Origin of the sequence: Neobacillus dielmonensis, from assembly GCF_000612665.1 — a bacterium.
Lineage (GTDB): Bacteria > Bacillota > Bacilli > Bacillales > Cytobacillaceae > Neobacillus > Neobacillus dielmonensis.
Map to the genome: position 1 here is coordinate 1 of NZ_HG942065.1, position 18,451 is coordinate 18,451.

16 protein-coding genes and 1 other annotated feature are annotated in these 18,451 nt (G+C 42.5%); of the genes, 2 read left to right on the forward strand and 14 right to left on the reverse strand.

Going from position 1 to position 18,451, the window contains the following annotated elements; translation table 11 throughout:
* Window positions 1–113: 113 nt before the first annotated feature.
* The 10 genes from BN2425_RS11920 to zapA all read right to left on the reverse strand — a co-directional run bounded on the left by BN2425_RS11920 (window position 114) and on the right by zapA (window position 11,102).
* Window positions 114–1,091 carry an electron transfer flavoprotein subunit alpha/FixB family protein gene (locus tag BN2425_RS11920; RefSeq protein WP_042459525.1) on the reverse strand — a complete coding sequence of 326 codons (978 nt, stop codon included), beginning with the start codon at window positions 1,089–1,091 and terminating at the stop codon, window positions 114–116.
* Between the two features lie 39 nt (window positions 1,092–1,130).
* Complete coding sequence (locus tag BN2425_RS11925; protein WP_042459527.1) at window positions 1,131–1,904, reverse strand: electron transfer flavoprotein subunit beta/FixA family protein; 774 nt, start codon at window positions 1,902–1,904, stop codon at window positions 1,131–1,133.
* 117 nt (window positions 1,905–2,021) lie between these two features.
* Window positions 2,022–2,795: an enoyl-CoA hydratase gene (locus BN2425_RS11930; RefSeq protein ID WP_042459531.1), complete on the reverse strand. Its 774-nt coding sequence runs from the start codon at window positions 2,793–2,795 to the stop codon at window positions 2,022–2,024.
* Window positions 2,796–2,826: 31 nt separating this feature from the next.
* The gene (locus BN2425_RS11935) at window positions 2,827–3,411 is read right to left on the reverse strand and encodes a TetR/AcrR family transcriptional regulator (protein ID WP_042459534.1); all 585 of its coding nucleotides are present in this window, start codon (window positions 3,409–3,411) and stop codon (window positions 2,827–2,829) included.
* A 235-nt stretch (window positions 3,412–3,646) separates the two neighbouring features.
* Window positions 3,647–5,344 (reverse strand): AMP-binding protein, encoded by a 1,698-nt coding sequence (locus tag BN2425_RS11940; RefSeq protein WP_042459536.1) that lies wholly within the window; start codon window positions 5,342–5,344, stop codon window positions 3,647–3,649.
* 301 nt (window positions 5,345–5,645) lie between these two features.
* Window positions 5,646–6,053 carry a DUF350 domain-containing protein gene (locus BN2425_RS11945; RefSeq protein WP_042459538.1) on the reverse strand — a complete coding sequence of 136 codons (408 nt, stop codon included), beginning with the start codon at window positions 6,051–6,053 and terminating at the stop codon, window positions 5,646–5,648.
* A 19-nt stretch (window positions 6,054–6,072) separates the two neighbouring features.
* Window positions 6,073–8,433 carry an endonuclease MutS2 gene (locus BN2425_RS11950; RefSeq protein WP_042459540.1) on the reverse strand — a complete coding sequence of 787 codons (2,361 nt, stop codon included), beginning with the start codon at window positions 8,431–8,433 and terminating at the stop codon, window positions 6,073–6,075.
* Between the two features lie 52 nt (window positions 8,434–8,485).
* Window positions 8,486–10,207, reverse strand: a complete 1,722-nt coding sequence (polX, locus tag BN2425_RS11955) for a DNA polymerase/3'-5' exonuclease PolX (RefSeq protein ID WP_042459542.1) — start codon at window positions 10,205–10,207, stop codon at window positions 8,486–8,488.
* Between the two features lie 85 nt (window positions 10,208–10,292).
* Window positions 10,293–10,835: a CvpA family protein gene (locus BN2425_RS11960; RefSeq protein ID WP_042459544.1), complete on the reverse strand. Its 543-nt coding sequence runs from the start codon at window positions 10,833–10,835 to the stop codon at window positions 10,293–10,295.
* A 6-nt stretch (window positions 10,836–10,841) separates the two neighbouring features.
* Window positions 10,842–11,102 carry a cell division protein ZapA gene (zapA, locus tag BN2425_RS11965; protein WP_042459547.1) on the reverse strand — a complete coding sequence of 87 codons (261 nt, stop codon included), beginning with the start codon at window positions 11,100–11,102 and terminating at the stop codon, window positions 10,842–10,844.
* 97 nt (window positions 11,103–11,199) lie between these two features.
* Here zapA and rnhC point away from each other — a divergent pair, with 97 nt between their 5' ends.
* Both rnhC and BN2425_RS11975 read left to right on the forward strand, forming a co-directional pair.
* Window positions 11,200–12,153, forward strand: a complete 954-nt coding sequence (rnhC, locus tag BN2425_RS11970; RefSeq protein WP_042459550.1) for a ribonuclease HIII — start codon at window positions 11,200–11,202, stop codon at window positions 12,151–12,153.
* Between the two features lie 11 nt (window positions 12,154–12,164).
* Window positions 12,165–12,452, forward strand: a complete 288-nt coding sequence (locus tag BN2425_RS11975) for a 4a-hydroxytetrahydrobiopterin dehydratase (RefSeq protein ID WP_042459553.1) — start codon at window positions 12,165–12,167, stop codon at window positions 12,450–12,452.
* A 138-nt stretch (window positions 12,453–12,590) separates the two neighbouring features.
* On the opposite strand, the gene BN2425_RS11980 is transcribed toward BN2425_RS11975, so the two are convergent.
* From BN2425_RS11980 to BN2425_RS11995, 4 genes are all read right to left on the reverse strand, one after another.
* Window positions 12,591–13,664 carry a nuclease-related domain-containing protein gene (locus tag BN2425_RS11980; protein WP_052352852.1) on the reverse strand — a complete coding sequence of 358 codons (1,074 nt, stop codon included), beginning with the start codon at window positions 13,662–13,664 and terminating at the stop codon, window positions 12,591–12,593.
* Window positions 13,665–13,802: 138 nt separating this feature from the next.
* Window positions 13,803–16,217, reverse strand: a complete 2,415-nt coding sequence (gene pheT, locus BN2425_RS11985) for a phenylalanine--tRNA ligase subunit beta (RefSeq protein WP_042459555.1) — start codon at window positions 16,215–16,217, stop codon at window positions 13,803–13,805.
* A gap of 13 nt (window positions 16,218–16,230) precedes the next feature.
* Complete coding sequence (gene pheS, locus BN2425_RS11990; protein WP_042459558.1) at window positions 16,231–17,268, reverse strand: phenylalanine--tRNA ligase subunit alpha; 1,038 nt, start codon at window positions 17,266–17,268, stop codon at window positions 16,231–16,233.
* Between the two features lie 67 nt (window positions 17,269–17,335).
* Window positions 17,336–17,583 (reverse strand) — a binding site (T-box leader).
* A 59-nt stretch (window positions 17,584–17,642) separates the two neighbouring features.
* Window positions 17,643–18,398 (reverse strand): TrmH family RNA methyltransferase, encoded by a 756-nt coding sequence (locus tag BN2425_RS11995; protein ID WP_042459561.1) that lies wholly within the window; start codon window positions 18,396–18,398, stop codon window positions 17,643–17,645.
* Window positions 18,399–18,451 lie beyond the last annotated feature (53 nt).

The following is an 18,451-nucleotide window of genomic DNA, read 5'->3' on the forward strand; positions in this document are numbered from 1 at the left end:
CCGGCTTCCTTTTGTCGTTATAACTTCATATTAACGAATACCTTGGTCGCAACTTATCCATGCTAGCCAAAAACGAGCGGACCCCCCGTCCGCTCGTTTCTACTATCTAAATATTATTGGTGAACCTTCAACTTCTTAAACTCTTCCGTCAGCATTGGTACAACCTCGAATAAGTCACCCACGATTCCATAGTCAGCCACTTTGAAGATGTTGGCCTCCGGATCCTTGTTAATTGCTACAATAACCTTCGAGTTGGACATACCAGCCAAATGCTGAATCGCTCCCGAAATACCACAAGCAATATATAGGTCAGGCGTTACAACCTTACCAGTTTGACCAATCTGAAGCGAGTAATCACAATACTCAGCATCACAAGCGCCACGGGATGCACCAACTGCACCGCCAAGCACTTCAGCCAATTCTTTTAAAGGCTGGAATCCATCAGAGCTTTTAACACCGCGGCCTCCGGAAACAACAACCTTGGCTTCACTTAAATCAACACCTTCTGTTGCCTTGCGAACCACTTCTTTCACAATGGCACGCAAGTCTTTAATATCAACGGAAACAGAAGATACATCACCACTTCTAGAATCATCCTTTTCGAGCGGTGCAATGTTATTTGGACGAACAGTCGCAAAAATGAGGCCATCCGTGACAATTTTCTTTTCAAAGGCCTTGCCTGAATAAATTGGGCGTGTGAACACCACATTGCCGCCAGCTGCTTCAACACCTGTTGCGTCAGAGATAAGGCCGGAACCCAATTTAGCAGCAATTCTAGGAGATAAATCTTTGCCTAGTGCAGTATGACCAAAAATCAGTCCTTCCGGCTGCTCTTGTTCAATCACCGCTAAAAGCGCCTGCGAAAAACCATCCGATGTATATTGCTTTAATTTTTCATTTTCCACCACTACCACACGGTCAGCCCCGTGTTTAATTAATTCAGCGCCTAAAACGCTTACAGATTCACCAAGAAGAACCCCAACTACTTCGCCGCCTTCAGAAGCGGTTTTAGCAGCTGCCACTGCCTCGAATGATACGTTCCGTAATGAGCCGTCCCGAACTTCTCCTAACACCAATACTTTTCTTGACATTCGTATTTACCTCCTGCAAACAATTTTTAGGATAACCGATTAAACTACTTTTGCTTCTGAATGGAGCAAATGTACAAGTTCTTTTACTTGATCAGCGAGCTCGCCAGAAAGAACCTTACCTGCTTCTTTTTTAGGAGGCAGATAGATTTCAATTGTTTTTGTTTTGGCTTCGACATCTTCTTCTTCAAGATCAAGATCGTCTAGCTCCAATTCTTCCAGCGGCTTTTTCTTTGCTTTCATGATTCCTGGCAAAGATGGGTAGCGCGGCTCGTTTAGGCCTTGTTGAGCCGTTACTAATAATGGAAGACTGGTTTCAATGACTTCTGAATCCCCTTCGACGTCGCGCGTAACAGTAACAGAAGTTCCGTCAACCTCCAATTTAGTGATAGTTGTTACATAAGGGATGTCCAACAGTTCAGCCACACGAGGGCCAACCTGACCGGAACCGCCGTCAATAGCTACGTTTCCGCCTAGGATGAGGTCCGCTTCTTTATCCTTCAAATATTCAGCAATAATTTTTGCAGTAGTAAATTGGTCACCATTTTCGACATCATCTTCCGTATTGATGAGGACCGCTTTATCTGCCCCCATGGCAAGCGCTGTGCGCAATTGCTTCTCTGCGTCTTCGTTGCCAACTGAGATGACAGTTACTTCGCCGTCATTGGCATCGCGAACTTGAATCGCTTCTTCGATCGCGTATTCATCGTAAGGGTTGATAATAAATTCAGCACCGTCTTCGTTGATTTTCCCACCGGAAATAGTGATCTTTTCTTCCGTATCAAATGTTCTTTTCATTAATACAAAAATATTCATGGTTTCCCTCCTAAGTATTCAAACATTCCTTATGTTTGAAAGATTTAGAAAATAATGTGTAAAAAAATTTATTTAAACCCTCGTTACAAGTGCTGTCGGCACCCGGAACGAATGAGTTTATGCACCTTTAAAATTTGGCTCCCGCTTTTCGATAAAGGCAGAGATGCCTTCTTTTGCATCCTCAGAGGCAAAAACCTCTCCAAATAATTGGGCTTCTCTGGCAGTGCCTTCATAAAATTCTTTGGTTTTTCCATAGTTTAATAGTTCAATAGCCGCTTTGATTGCAACAGGGCTCTTCTTGGCAATTTTCTTGGCAAGCTGATAAGCCTGTTCTAAAATTTCGGCCTCAGGGTATGCGCTATTGGCCAAACCAAATTGGACAGCTTGTAAACCTGTGATTGGTTCAGAAGTAAACATCATTTCGGCCGCCCTTGCTGCACCAATATATTTTGGCAATCGCTGCGTGCCGGCAAATCCAGGGATTAAGCCCAATTGCAGTTCTGGAAGTCCCAATTTGGCATTCTCCGTTACATAACGGATATGGCAGGCCATCGCAAGTTCCAAACCTCCGCCCAATGCGGCTCCATGAATGGCTGCAATAATCGGTTTTGGAAACTTCTCCATACGGTCAAACAAATCTTGTCCAAATTTTCCAAGACTCGCAAAATCGCCTGAGGATTGGACGGTGGTGAATTCCTTGATATCGGCGCCTGCTGAGAAAAAGCGTCCATGGCCGTGAATAACAATGACTCGAATTTCGCTGTTTGACTCGATTTCATCTAAGACACTTGAAAGCTCACGCAACAGCCCCGATGACAAAGCGTTGGCTGGCGGCCTGTCTAAGGTAATCGTGGCAACCTTGTCCTCACTAGACCAATTCAAATATTCCAATCTAACCCCTCCCCTTGTTCGTTTGAAAACATTAATGCGCTCCGCAGCCGTTGATCAAAAGACCATGGACCTGCGGTGCAAGTGCATTCAAATCGTATTTTTCCTCATTCATTACCCAGGTCGTGACGGTTTCATCGATGGTGCCAAAGATCATTTGCCGGGCCAGCCGGACGTCCAAGTCACTGGAAAACTCTCCTGACTCCTTGCCTTCGATAAGGATTTTGTCGATCACCTGCAAATATCCCTTAAGGACATCATTTATGCGGTGCCGCAACTCTTTATTGGACTGGCGCAATTCAAGCTGGGTTACAACTGCCATGTGATGGTCGTCAGAGAGAAGCTGGAAATGAGTCTCAACCATCATTAATAATTTCTCTGCCGCTGTTTCTTTTCCTGCAATCTTTTCATCTATTTTTTCAACGAATGCTCCCATTTTCTCTTCAAAGAGAGAGATGAGGATATCTTCTTTGTTTTTAAAATAAAGATAGATGGTGCCGTCAGCTACACCGGCCTGTTTGGCAATCTTAGAAACTTGGGCCTGGTGATATCCATTTTCTGCAATAACAATCACAGCAGCATCAATAATTTGCATAAATTTTGGTTTAGATCTTTTCATGTTAACCTTCCTTTAGGAAAAATAGAAAAAGCGCAGGATACTTGATGCAGCGGACTTCGTTCCGAACACCCTTAAGATAAGCTACGCTTTTCCTTCCTTAGCTTACCTTAACGAATGGAAAAAGTAAAAAAAAGAAAATATGAATGAATCATCATTCATATTTTTATGATAATTTTTAAATACCGTTCTGTCAACGATTATTTGTGATATTTATCTATATGCCGGCTAGAATCATTTATGCTTGTTTTTTATCTTCTTCTGCTAGTTTCTTTTTATCTTCGTCCACCAGGATTCGTCTTAGAATTTTGCCGACTGCTGTTTTCGGAAGTTCTTTTCTAAACTCATAAATTCTAGGTACTTTGTAGGCCGCTAAATATTTGCGGGCAAATTGGTTCAGTTCATCTTCCGTAACGGTTGCCCCTTCTCTAAGAACTACATAGGCTTTAACGGTTTCACCTCTGTATGGGTGTGGCACACCTGCTGCGACCGCTTCAACAACATCAGGATGTTCATATAATACTTCTTCAATTTCCCTTGGATAAATGTTATAACCGCCAGCAATAATCATATCTTTTTTGCGGTCAACAACATAGAAAAATCCTTTATCATCCATATAACCAAGATCTCCGGTATAGAGCCAGCCATCTTTTAAAATTTCATCCGTCTCATGGGGACGATTCCAATAGCCCTTCATCACTTGCGGGCCTTTGACGGTGATTTCGCCAATTTCACCGGGAGGCAATGGTTCACCTGTTTCCGTAGAAATAATTTGGGCATCAGTGTCAGGATATGGAACCCCAATACTCCCCTTTATTCGCTGCCCCCACAAAAAGTTACAATGTGTGACCGGCGATGCTTCAGATAAGCCATAGCCTTCGACCATCTTTCCACCAGTCACCTCTTCGAACTTCTGCTGGACCTCAATCGGAAGCGGTGCAGAACCGCTGATACAGGCCTCAATCGAAGATAAGTCATATTTGGACAATTCTGGATGGTTTAACAAACCTATATAAATCGTTGGCGCACCTGGGAAAAGCGTGGGCTTCTGTTTATGAATTGTTTTTAAGGTTTCCAGTGCATCAAATTTTGGCATCAGAATCATTTTTGCACCCATTTTAATCGATAACAGCATGCAAACGGTCATCCCATAAACGTGGAAAAATGGGACAATTCCCAAAACGACTTCTTCCCCCGGCTTAGCTTTATGAACCCAGGCCTCGCTCATGCTGGTATTGGCAATTAAATTTTTATGGGTTAACATAACGCCTTTCGGGAAACCGGTTGTGCCTCCGGTATATTGGAGCAGAGCCAATTCTTCATCAAAATCAAAATCATATTTGGTGATATTTTTGGCTGGCGTTTTGACGATTTCTGTTAATAAATGAGTATTTCCCTCATGCTTAACCTTTACCACAATGCCATATTGCTTTTTCTGGATGGAAGGGTAAATCAGATTTTTGGGAAATGGCAAGTAGTCTTTGATAGCGGTTACGATAATATGCTGCAGATCTGTTTGTGGCATGATTTTCATTACCCTTGGGTAGAGAATGTCCATTGCCACAATTGCTTTGGCACCGGAATCCTTCATTTGGTACTCCAACTCGCGTTCGGTGTACAATGGGTTTGTTTGAACAACGATGCCGCCCGCCATTAATACCCCAAAGTAGGTGATAACGGCTTGTGGAGAATTAGGCAGCATAATGGCGACACGGTCGCCTTTTTGAATGCCGATATGCTGCAGGTATCCGGCTACGCTCGCTGCCTCTTGATAAACCTGTTTAAATGATAATTCTTTTCCCATAAAATGCAGGGCCGATTTATCCGGATACATTTGAGCAGAACGCTCTAAAAATTGGTAAACAGGCTCCCTTAAATAAGTTAGTGTGGCTGGAATTTCTTTTGGATATTGATTCAACCACGGTTTCTTCTCCATCGTATTCCCCCTTTTCAAGTAAATAATTTTAAAAATTCAAACTACTAAAACTATTATAGTACAGTATTTACCAATTAACAATTAAACTTCCTAAATTTTGTATAACTAATATTTTGCAATCTTTTGGTATTATCATAGTATAGTGTTTCCATTTGCTGTTAACAAAAAAACCGCCGGAATCGTAAATCACTCCGACGGTTTTTGCTATGTCCAAACAACCATGTATATAATACCCACAAGTAAAAACAAACCGCATAATACAAAAAGCACTTTTGCTAATGTTTCCAATTGCATTCTCCCCTTATGAAATACCTGCTCCAATGACATAGGACAGTCCAATTGAAATAATCATGGATATCAACCCTACGGCACGATTATTTTTTTGAATTTCCTCGTCAATTCTAAATTTGGGTGTAAGAAATTCAAATATGAAATACCCTGCCAATAAAAGTACAAAACCGTATACACCCCAGCCAATCATGAAGAGCAATGAATTATGCGCTTCAATCGTGTGGCGGAAAATATTGGCCACCCCAAAAATTTTGCCACCTGTTGCCATGGCAACGGCCACATTCCCGTTCTTGATTTCTTCCCAATTTTTGTACTTTGTCACGAGTTCAAAAATGGCTAAAAAAACCACCATGCATAAAATGACCACACTGTAATAGGCCGCAATTTGAATATACTGATTTTCCCAAAACTGGTCCATTGTCGTTTCTCCCCGGACTTTATTTAAATTCTACGACGGTCACACCGGTACCGCCCTCTCCCGCTTCACCAAAACGAATTCTTTTAACCGAACGATGATTCTTTAGATATTCTTGTACTCCCTGCCTTAACGCGCCGGTCCCTTTTCCATGGATAATGGAGACCCTCGGATAGTTGGCGAGCAGGGCATCGTCGATATATTTTTCTACCTTCATTAAGGCATCTTCATACCGTTCTCCACGCAAATCGAGTTCAAGCCTAACATTGGAATCTTCCCGGCCTTTTACCAGTGCCATAGGCCTTGTTTCCGTTTGCTTAGGGGTGCCAAGATATTCGATATCTTTTTCCTTTACCTTCATCTTTAATATCCCAATTTGCACTTGCCATTCGCTGTCGGATACCCGCTCCACCAGAGCCCCCCTTTGACCGAAGGTAAGTACCTTTACCTCATCCCCCGGCATGAGGGTATGCTGCTTGGTTTTCTTGGCAGGGAGCTTGGCTGATTTCTTGATTTCCGGCGCAGCACCTTCCAGCCTTCTTTTGGCGTCAATTAACTCATGCTCTTTAATTTCCGCATGCTTTTCAGTGCGCATTTTCCGAAGGTCGCGAATCACTTTTTCAGCTTCCTGTTTAGCATCATCCACTAATTTTTCTGCTTCTTCTGCTGCTTTTTCCAGCATCGAATCCTTCTTCTCGTAAAACTCAATCATTTGCTTTTGCAGGTCATGATGCAATTTCTCCGCTTGTTTTAAGTAGTCACGGGCTTCTTGCATTTCCGTTTCCGCCTGCCGCTTGCTATGTTCTAATGAGGCAATCATATTGTCAATTTGGTTCGTATCCTCACTTACATGAGAACGTGCAGCCTGAATCACCTTATCATTTAAGCCCAACCGTTTGGAGATCTCAAATGCATTGCTTCGGCCAGGTACTCCTAAAAGGAGCTTGTATGTCGGACTTAGCGTTTCCACATCAAATTCGACACTTGCATTTAAAACGCCTTCCCGATTATAGCCATAGGCCTTTAATTCGGGGTAGTGAGTTGTAGCGACCACTCGTGCTCCACGATTATGGACTTCATCCAATATTGATATCGCTAAAGCTGCCCCTTCTTGCGGGTCAGTCCCGGCGCCAAGTTCGTCAAATAGCACCAAGCTGTTATAATCTACTCTTTTTAGAATATCAACAATATTGACCATATGCGAAGAAAACGTACTTAAACTCTGTTCAATTGACTGCTCGTCGCCAATATCCGCATAAACTTCTCCAAATACAGCCAGCTCTGATCCGTCCAAAGCCGGAACTTGAAGTCCAGCTTGCGCCATTAAGGCACATAGCCCCAAAGTTTTTAAGGTGACCGTTTTCCCCCCTGTATTTGGTCCGGTAATGACAATGGTTGTATAATCCTTTCCAATTAAGATATCATTTGGCACGACCTCATCTATTGGAATTAATGGGTGCCTGGCTTTATACAAGCATATCCTGCCTTCGTTGTTCATCTCTGGCTTCGACGCTTTAATTTTTTTGCCGTAACGGGCTTTTGCAAAAATAAAGTCTAAATTGGCCATGATTTCCACAATTACTTTAAGCTCATTCTCATGCTCAGCTGTTTTCGCTGAAAGTTCGATCAAAATTCGCTCGATCTCTACCTGTTCTTTGACCCGAATGTCCTGCAGCTGGTTATTTAATTGAACAATCACTTGCGGTTCAATAAATAAGGTTTGCCCGGAAGCACTTTGGTCATGGATAATTCCGCCGTAATGCCCGCGATACTCTTGTTTTACAGGAATGACAAACCGGTCGTTGCGGATGGTGATGATGGCATCCGATAACATTTTCTGGGCGCTGGAAGAGCGAATCATGCTCTCCAACTTTTCCCGGACCCGCGCTTCATTGGCACGCAGCTGATGCCTTAAGGAACGTAATAGTTCGCTAGCACCGTCTAGTACCTCTCCACTCTCATCGATTGCCATTTTTATGGTTTGTTCCAAATCGGTGAGCGGTATAATTTGGGACACTTGTTCTAGTAATATCGGCAGCTCTGTACGTTCCTCGGCAATTTCCTCAATAAACCGTTTCATTTGCCGGCTTGCATGGATTGTGCTGGCAATTTGAACGAGTTCATGCGGGCTTAGGACCCCGCCTATTACCGAACGTTTGATATGAGCCCGAATATCGTGAATACCAGCTAACGGGACATGGCCTTTGATTCGGACTACGGTCGTGGCCTCGTCGGTTTCCGCTTGCAATTTAACCACTTCCTCAAAATCAGAAGAAGGAACTAAATTTTTTATTTTTTCTCTCCCAAGTGAAGAAGCAGCATGCTCTAACACCTGTTCTCTTACTTTCGTGAATTCTAATACTTTTAAAACTCTATCTTGCACGAGGATCCTCCTCCTTGATGTCGGTTAGATGCGGCTTTATAGGATAGATTGATTATTGGTTCCTATTGGCCAAGTAATCCAGTAAGTCATATTTGTCTAACGCGTTAAGCACTGTGGATTTCTTGATCCAGCCTTTTTTCGCCGCTGATACCCCTATTTCCATATGCTTTAACGTATCCAATCGGTGTGCATCCGTGTTGATTAAAATTTTAACCCCTGCATCCTGAGCCTGACGCAAATACTCCGCCGCCAAATCCAGCCTATTAGGGTTGGCATTTAATTCTAATGCCGTTTTGGTTTGTTTCGCTAACTCAATCAGCATCGGGATATCCACATGATATCCTTCACGACGGCCAATTTTTCTGCCCGTCGGATGGGCAATTAAATCTACATGGGCATTTTCAAGCGCATTTTTCAACCGTTCCATAATTTTTTCTTTCGGCTGGGTAAATGCGGAATGGATCGAAGCGATCACAAAATCAAGCTCTGCTAGAAGGTCGTCTTCAAAGTCCAAGGACCCATCTGGTAAAATATCCATCTCAATGCCTGAAAGAATCACAAAATCATGATATTTGGCATTTAATCGTTTTATTTCTTCCCGCTGCTGAAGGAGGCGTTCCCGGGTTAAACCGTTGGCCACTTTTAAATACTGCGAGTGGTCGGTAATCGCCATATATTGGTAACCCCTTGCTCGGCACGCTTCCGCCATTTCCTCAATCGTATGGGCACCATCGCTCCAGGTGGAATGCATATGGAGATCCCCTTTAATGTCACCGAGCTCGATTAACTCTTCGTGTTCCGAGAAAGTATCAACCTCTTTACCGTCTTCCCGCACTTCGGGTGGAATAAACGGGAGTCCAAAATGGTTAAAGAATTCCTGTTCCGAAGAAAACGTCAAAATTTCACCTGTCTCAACGTTTTCAACACCATACTCGCTGATTTTCTCGCCGCGTTCCTTGGCCAGCTGCCGCATTTTTACGTTATGATCTTTTGAGCCGGTAAAATGGTGCAGCGTGGTAATAAACTCGTTTGGTTTGACGAGCCGAAAATCGACAGAAACATCATAATCAAAGGCAAAGGTTAAGGAGACCTTCGTATCACCAGCCCCAATTACCTCTTTTATCGAAGGCAATTGAAGCAGCTGTTCGCGGACTGATTCATAGTTATTGGTTGCAATGATAAAATCAAGGTCTTTAATCGTTTCCCGCATTCTCCGCAAACTGCCTGCCCGAGAAAACCGCTCGATATCTTTCATTTCTGAGAGTTTTACTTCGATTTGTTCGGCAAGCGGCAGCATAAACGCCAGTGGAAGACGGTCTGGTCTTGTTCCGATATTTTCAATCGCACTTAGTATTTTCTCTTCCGTTTTTTTGCCAAAACCGGCTAAGGATTGAACCTGTTTGGCTTCACAGGCTGACTTTAAGCTTGTGACATCGACAATTCCTAACTCCTGATAGAGCTTGGCTATCTTTTTGCCACCCAAACCGGGAATCTGTAATAACGGAATTAATCCTGGAGGCACTTCTTCCTTTAATTCCTTTAGTACGGTAGACGTCCCCTCTTTTATGTACTCCTCAATGACTGCAGCTGTCCCTTTGCCAATCCCAGGTATGGATGTGAAATCCTCTATCTCAAATAAGCCCCGTTCATCAGCTTCCAAGGCATTGGCTGCTTTCCGAAACGCTGATATCTTGAAGGAGTTTTCTCCTTTTAATTCTAAATAAATCGCAATGGTTTCCAGTAAACGAATGATTTCCTTTTTTGTTATCTCCACAAACTTCACCTGCTTTTTAAATTCGCACCCCTATAGTTTACCCGTTTTTCGTCCATAAAGAAAAACTCCTCTGCTAGAGAGAAGTTCAACCAGCTGTATGATTCATCCACCAAGTTTTGATTTGCTCAGAAAGAACTGGGGTGTAGTTGATCATTGCCTTTGAAACCATGGAACCATCCAATTGAGCTTGGATAAATTCGATTGGAATTAAGGCGGCAATGTATAATAAAATAAATGTAATCAAATAAACTTCAGCGAATCCCAAAATGGCACCCGCCCAGCGATTCAACTGCTTCAAAATCGGTAAATGGGCAATAAAGTCAAACATGGAACCAATAATTTGCAAGACCACCTTAGCTACAAAAAAGATAATCACAAAGGCCACGGCACGATAAAAGGCAGTTTCCATATTTGCAGAATCAGATAAGATTTTCAAAGCTGTTCCCTCACCAAAGTTTGGATATGGAATCCACAAAATCAGTTTGGGAGCGAGTTCATCATAGTATAAAAATGCTACCACATATGCGATAATAAACCCAACTAGATGAACAAGCTGAAGAATAAAGCCTCTTTTTAGCCCAATAAAAATCCCAGCGATAAGAAAAACAATAATGGCTAAATCTAACATAGTTTACTAGTCCTTTTCTTTTTGGAGTTCTAATCTCACTTGTTCCAATTCATCTTTCATTTTCAGAAACTCACTGACTGCATTGACAGCAGTTAATACAGCTAGTTTATTAACATCCAGGTTCGGATTCTTTGAATTGATTTCACGCATTTTATCGTTAACTAAGGATGCAACAAGGCGGATATGGTTAGGGCTTTCACTGCCCATAATGATGTATTGCTGTCCATAAATATCTACGCTTATTCTGTTTCTATGTACATTCGTCAACGTAAAGGCTCCTTTCAAGAGAATCCTACACTCTATCATAACACGAACAGAAAAAGTCGAAAAGTAAAAGAAATTCTAGAGAAATGTGGTGCCATTATTGGGTAATGTCGTTTTACAATGTCCGATGAATCAAATAGAAAAAATGAAAAACTATTATGCTAAATATCTTAAAGAAAAGAATCCTCCAGGCAGTGTTTTTGCCGCAAAACTTCCGGCTTGCATGATTACGGCCTATAAATCGGGGAAAGTTTTGTTTCAGGGAAATGATTCTGAACAAGAGGCAGCGAGATGGGGAAGTTCCAGCCCTGGAGTGAACAAACCTGCTGCAAAAACTGGCGGACAGAAATCTGCCGCAAAAGGGAATGTCCCCCCAGGCATTGCCCAGATGTCGGTCATCGGTTCAGATGAGGTAGGCACCGGTGACTTCTTCGGCCCAATCACGGTTGTTGCCGTATATGTAAAAAAAGAGAATATCCCTTTACTGAAGGAGCTCGGGGTTCGGGATTCTAAGGAGTTAAATGACCAAAAAATCATTGAAATCGCCAAAGTCATCAAAGATGTGGTCCCCTTCAGCCTCATGACATTGAAAAATGAAAAATATAATCAGGTGCAGAAAAAGGGCATGTCTCAAGGGAAAATGAAGGCCATTCTACATAATCAGGCCCTATTAAATGTGCTGGCGAAGATTGCTCCGGAAAAGCCTGATGCCATACTGGTTGACCAGTTTGTCCAGCCAGACACGTATTTTCAGCATTTGAGAGGGCAAAAGGCAATTGCCAATGAAAATATTTATTTTAGTACGAAAGCAGAAGGAATTCATCTGGCAGTCGCTGCAGCCAGCATTCTAGCCCGCTATGCTTTTATTCAATACATCGATAAGATGAGTGAAGCAGCTGGCTTTACAATTCCAAAGGGGGCTGGTTCACAGGTGGATGAAGCGGCAGCCAAGCTGATATTAAAAAAAGGCCGAGATGTCCTGCCTGCTTATGTGAAACTTCATTTTGCCAATACAGAAAAAGCAATCGGGATTGCTGCAAAAAAACGAAGGTAGGAGGAGTTTAGATGAATAAGTTAACAGAGGATGAGCGGGACCAGGCGCTGGCGGCTTTGACTGGTTGGAAACTGGACGGGAAATTCATTGTGAAGAAATACCGTTTCCAGGAGTTTATAAAAGGAATCGATTTTGTTAATGAAATTGCCCGTTTGTCTGAGGAGAAAAACCATCACCCGTTTATCTCGATTGATTATAAGTTGATCACATTAAAGTTAACTTCCTGGCACGCGGGAGGGCTAACTGCACTGGATTTCCAGTTGGCGGAAACTTATGATTCAATTTATAAGAAATACTAAAAAAACAGGCTGCCCAATTGTTCTTATTACTTGGGCAGCCTTTTACATTCCTGATTTATTATATTGGGACCACAAGACAAGTCAAAGTTCGCTTCTTTTAGTTAAGAAAATAGTAGTTTTTATTTTTATTTGCGATTTTTAACGGTTTATTTGCGATTTTTGGACTTTTATTTGCGAATTTATGGGTCCTATTTGCGAATTCCCTAATTTTTTTTGCGAATTCCAAAGTAATTGCCAATACCCACTTGGAAAGTTCACTGGAGTGTAGACTCTTTGCTTTTTAGATCCGGATCCAGCCAGATGTTCAGAACGCAATAATCTTCCAGCGACATGAATAGAATCTAATCTGGCAAACATGCGAAACTTCTGGTTGCTGATTTGTGGCTCAATAAGGAGAAAATAATCCAATAAAGCAAACATATGGGCATCATTTGAATATCTAAGGCATGAAGAGCAATACCAGCTTTGCTTTTTCCTGACGAGCGGATGAAAAAAGCAAAACGGGCAAAACACTCCTGGTAGTAGTTCTTCAAGCTTTATTCCATACTTATTCAAAATATAGATTGTCGGTAAAGTGTTCATTTTAATAAGTTGTCTACTTAACTTTCGTAATTCCTTAGAGGTAAAGCAGATTTCATGGTGCATCCTTTCAAAAAACTTCAACTTACTTTCAAAGGCATCGGACTTGCACACGCGCGGCCTAACTTTATGTGAATTTTTCCCTGTTAGTACATAATTAGAGTATCCATTACTTAAGACAACTAAATATTCAACTGGTACTGGTGGATAACCATGCTCCTTTAAAAAGGCCATTACATATTTTTGATGTCTCTCTGCTTGGGAAATTGGGTCTGGATAACCTTTTTCAATCCCATTATTCATTTGAATAAACTGTTCATTATCAGTATCGAATATTAATTTTCCCGCCATATTTTTTGCGTCAATGATTAGTGCGTATTGAGGTGTCAAGAGGAGAGTGTCTATTTGGCAAATATATTCGCCATCGGGAAGGTTTAAATCGTGGAGAATGAGGAATTCCTTAGGAAGAGATCGGAGGTAATAATCCAATGACTTCTCCCCCATGTAACCGGCATAACGCCTTCCAAGTTCTTCTTTAATTTGTTGGTACTTCTCATGATTGAGGGGCAAACGCCTCAACAACGCCTCTAAAATCAGGATTCTATAAGGTATAGGTCTTTCTTTTAAAATCAAAAATAATCACTCCTTCCTTTTTACACCAAACAATTCTAAACATAATAAAAAAATCCTTTTCATATTAATAGGTAGTTGTGAAGTTTCTTTGAATATTAAAAGCCGGCTCTTCTAATAAAGAGAGCCGGCTTTTGCATTTTATCCCCGTAACACTGCCCCAGCTTTTTCTGCTAAAGCGTTTAGTACACGGTCATGTACTTTTGTCACTTCTTCGTCAGTCAGGGTACGTTCAGGATCCATATATTTGAGTGAGAACGCAATCGATTTCTTGCCTGCTTCCATCTTGTCCCCTTGGTATAAGTCAAACACTTCTGCATCTTTTAGCAGCGGTGCGCCTGCTTCAAGAATAATCGATTTCAAAGAGCCAGACACTGTTTCTTTGTCTGCCACTAGAGCGATGTCTCTTGTAATCGAAGGAAACCGTGGGATTGATTGATATTGCAGGGCGTTCGTTTCCTCATTCAATACAGCTTTTAAAGATAGTTCAAATACGTAAGTATCTTTTAAATCGAATTCCTTTTGAACACTTGGATGAACTTGGCCGACAAAGCCGATTTTCGCGCCATTCAATCGAATCTCAGCTGTACGTCCAGGGTGCATACCTTCAACTTGCGCCTGCACATACTCCACTCTGTTTGTTAAGCCTAGTCTATCGAACAATCCTTCAAGAATCCCTTTGGCTACGAAAAAGTCAACTGGCTTTTTCTCGCCTTGCCATGAATGGTGGTGCCACAATCCGGTAATCGCTGCGGCTAGGTGCTCGCTTTCTTCCGGCTGCACATCCGTTCCATTGGCTAAAAAGACATTGCCTGTTTCATAAACTGCCAAGCTGTCGTTTTGGCGGGCACTGTTATATTTCAATACTTCCAACAACTGCGGCAGAATGCTCAATCGAAGAACGCTGCGGTCCTCGCTCATTGGCATCGCCAAACGAATCGTATCCCGATTTTCTAGGGCAAATTGTGCTGCTTTCTGTTCGCTAGTCAAAGAATACGTTACAGCTTGATAGAGGCCAGCACCTTCTAGAAACTGACGGACAACCCGACGTTTCTTTTGGTATTCAGATAATTTACCTGGAGTTGTAGAGCCTATTGGCAACGTATATGGAATATTGTCATAACCGAATAGACGGGCCACTTCCTCAATTAAATCCTCTTCAATTTTAATGTCGCCGCGGCGAGTCGGAGCGGTCACGGTAATCGTATCATCCTCAATCACTGCATCAAACTGAAGGCGGTCAAAAATGTCCTTTACCTCTTTCATTTGAATGTCGGTTCCAAGAACACGATTAATTTTTTCAAGTGTGATCGATACAACAGCTGGCTCTACTGTCAGTACATCTACTTCTGCTGTGCCTTCTAACACTTCACCGCCGGCATATTTAGCCATTAAGTAGGCAGCACGTTCACCAGCTGGCCGAACACGATTCGGGTCAATTCCTTTTTCATAACGGGCACTAGCCTCACTTCGTAGACCATGGTCTTTGGAAGCCTTTCTAATCGTAGCTCCATTAAAATAAGCAGACTCCAACAATACAGTTGTAGTATCGGAAGTTACCTCAGAATTGGCACCGCCCATGACTCCAGCAAGGGCAACCGGTTCTTTTCCATTGGTGATCACGAGATGGTCAGAAGTTAAGGTACGTTCCACATCATCAAGCGTAATGAATTTCTCGCCATCGGCAGCCCGGCGGACCAGAATTTGCTTTGACCCTAAACGATCATAGTCAAAAGCGTGCAGCGGCTGGCCGTATTCCAAAAGGATATAGTTCGTGATATCAACCACGTTATTATGCGGACGGATACCCGCTGACATTAGCCGTGCTTGCATCCATAATGGTGAATTACTAATTTTCACATTTTTAATGACTTTCGCTACATATAAAGGATTGTCTTCCTTAGCTTCCACGGTAACTGTCACGTAATCGGAAGCTTTTTCTTCAGCAGATTCTAAATTTGTTTCTGGCAGCTTCACTTCCCTGCCCAGAATTGCCGCTACTTCATAGGCCACCCCAAGCATGCTTAGGCAGTCAGCGCGGTTTGGTGTAAGTCCCAGTTCCAAAATTTGATCGTCGCGGCCCAATAAATCAAGAGCATCGGTCCCCACTTCTGCATCAGCAGGGAAAACAAAGATTCCTTCCGAGTATTCTTTTTGAATTAATTTACTTTCAATGCCTAACTCTTGAAGCGAGCAAATCATCCCATTGGATTCCTCACCACGAAGCTTGGCCCGTTTAATTTTTACACCACCTGGGAGTCTGGCACCTACCTTGGCAACAGCCACTTTTTGGCCTTTATCGACATTGGGGGCACCACAAATGATTTGGACTGGCTCACCTTCACCGATATCCACCAAACATTTATTTAATTTTGTAGCGTTTGGGTGTTGTTCACGTTCAACGACATAACCCACTACCACATTTTTAATTCCTTCGTTGAGGATTTCTACCCCTTCAACTTCAATACCACTTTTTGTGATTTTTTCGGCCAATTCAGCTGGAGTTACTCCGGATAAATCGACATACTCCTGAAGCCATTTATATGAAACAAACATTTTGGTTTACCTCCTATTCCTCAATTGCAAATTGATTTAAAAACCGAACATCGTTTGTATAGAAATGACGGATATCGTCAACGCCGTATTTCAGCATGGCAATCCGCTCTGGTCCCATTCCGAACGCAAATCCAGTATATTTTTTTGAATCATAGCCAGCCATTTCCAATACATTTGGATGAACCATGCCAGCGCCAAGAATTTCAATCCAGCCTGTATGTTTGCAGACATTGCAGCCATGGCCGCCGCACATTTTACAGGAAATATCCATTTCTACTGATGGCTCCGTGAATGGGAAGAAACTTGGACGCAAACGGATTTCCCGGTCTTCACCGAACATTTTCTTAGCAAATACGTTTAGCGTACCTTTTAAGTCGCTCATGCGGATGTTTTCTCCAACGACTAACCCTTCAATCTGCATAAACTGGTGTGAGTGAGTCGCATCATCGTTATCGCGGCGGTACACCTTGCCCGGGCAGATAATTTTGATAGGGCCTTTGCCTTGATGCTTTTCCATCGTCCGTGCTTGCACAGGCGAAGTATGAGTGCGAAGCAAAATTTCTTCGGTAATATAAAATGAGTCTTGCATATCACGTGCAGGATGACCTTTTGGCAGGTTCAATGCTTCAAAATTGTAGTAATCCTGCTCCACCTCTGGACCTTCGGCAATTTCATAACCCATACCGATAAATAAATCTTCAATTTCTTCAATGATTTTTGTTAATGGATGATGATTGCCTGCCTTGACAGGTCGCCCTGGCAGCGTCACATCAATGCTTTCAGCAGCCAATTTTTCTTGAACGGCTGCTTCTTCAAGAGCGGATTGTTTTGCTTCAATTTTCGCAGCAATCGCTTCGCGGACTTCATTGGCAAGTGCTCCGATTACCGGACGCTCCTCTGCCGAAAGTTTGCCCATTCCTCTTAATACCTCGGTAATCGGTCCTTTTTTACCTAAGTAAGCAACACGGATGTCATTTAATTCCTTTAAGCCGGCAGACTGATCCACTTTTTGGATTGCTTCTGCCTGAAGCTCTTTTAAACGTTCTTGCATGCTATTTCCTCCTTCTTTGTATTCAATATGTACCTAGGCTTTAAAAAACAAAAAAACCCCATCCCTGAAAAGGGACGAGGTTATCATTCGCGGTACCACCCTTGTAAACACATGCTATGTATATGTGTTCGCTTCATTCGGATAACGGCTGTGCCGGTACATCTTTACACGATAAAGCTTGCACTTTAACGTGGTCCCGATGCCAACTCTGGAGGTGAACTTCGCTTGCTTCATCCATAAAAATGCTTTCAGTCAAGGCATTTTCTCCCTAATATGGCCGAATGACAAGTTACTTTTCTCCGTCATGGTCGATTCGTTATAACATTGTTCAATATTATATACCACTTTTCCCTATGTTTCAAACCTGTTTTCGCCTATTTTTTTAAATAATATAAAAGAATTCCGGCAGCAACGGCCACATTTAGAGATTCACTCTTTCCGTAAATCGGGATATATAGGTTAGCAGTTGTTGTGGCAAGCAGTTCTTGGCTGATGCCATTTCCTTCGTTTCCGACGATGAGAGCAAAGGAATCGCTTGGTGAAATTTCTTTATAAACAGATGCACCTTCGAGCGCTGTTCCGTAAACTGGTATGTTTCTGGCTGCAAGTTTATTGATCCATTCATTAAGGTCGTCTCTAATGATAGGCAGATGAAAATGGCTGCCCTGTGCGGACCGCAGCACCTTGGAATTGTAAACATCTACACTGCCGCGGCCAACTATGACCGCATCCATACCTGCCGCATCAGCAGTACGAATCATCGTGCCGAGATTACCTGGGTCTTGAACGGCATCGATAAATAGAAACGTTTTGGCCTGTTCCAAGGACTTGCCAAAGTCAGGTTGACGGCACACGGCGTAAATTCCTTGCGGTGCTTCTGTATCTGTTAAAGCGTCGGATATTTCTTCAGTGACCATTACTATCGGCGTGTCGCCACTATCTAGACGCGGAGGAACACCAATTTTTTCAGAAACGATGATTTCGACAACAAGCTCGTCTTGTTTTAAGGCTTCCTCCACCAGATGAAATCCTTCTACGAGAAAGGTGCTGGAACGGTCCCGCTCTTTTTTAGTCTGCAGCTTTTTCCATTGCTTTACCTGCGGATTTTGGATGGATTGTATATACTTCAAGGCTTTTTCCCCTTTAAAATAAACTTTTGATTTTTTTATTATATCGAAAATAC